The organism is Microvirga makkahensis, assembly GCF_009830105.1.
Classification (GTDB): domain Bacteria; phylum Pseudomonadota; class Alphaproteobacteria; order Rhizobiales; family Beijerinckiaceae; genus Microvirga; species Microvirga makkahensis.
Map to the genome: position 1 here is coordinate 1 of NZ_WURB01000094.1, position 508 is coordinate 508.

The 508-nt window shown below is 57.5% G+C and carries 1 pseudogene; it reads right to left on the reverse strand.

Going from position 1 to position 508, the window contains the following annotated elements:
- A pseudogene (locus GR328_RS27035) lies at positions 1-192 on the reverse strand (hypothetical protein); the annotation flags it as partial.
- Positions 193-508 lie beyond the last annotated feature (316 nt).

The following is a 508-nucleotide window of genomic DNA, read 5'->3' on the forward strand; positions in this document are numbered from 1 at the left end:
GTGGATCAGCGGTTCGTCCTCGCCATGAATGGGCGAGGTGAGTCCGAAAACGAACCGGGCGAACATGTGGTCTATTTCAGCGCTCGATAGCTGCGTAGCAAACCGCCGCTCCAAGGTCTGCCAAGCGGCAAGAGCCTTCTGAGTGAAGATTGCGGAGGCACTCTTCGTATGAATCGAGATGACGGAATCCATGGTCATCCCAACTCAAGCGTACGCAAATGTCGGTGTCCTGAGCCACCCCGCTCGTGCTTCCAAAGCGCGAGGAGGGGCAAGTGCCGGATCATGCCGCTTGAATACGGGGCACCACGAAACACGCTCCTGGCCAGCCATGCAAAAGATGCCGCGCTCGATGCCATCTGAGCACGCTTTTGAGGGGCGCTTCCACCCGCATTCGATAAAGATCGTGCGTGATTTCGCACGATAGAATGTTGCATAGATGCCCCCGCATCTGCACAGCGATCCTGCCGATCCGGCTGAAGGCAATGCAGCCCGACAGTATGCAGCATGA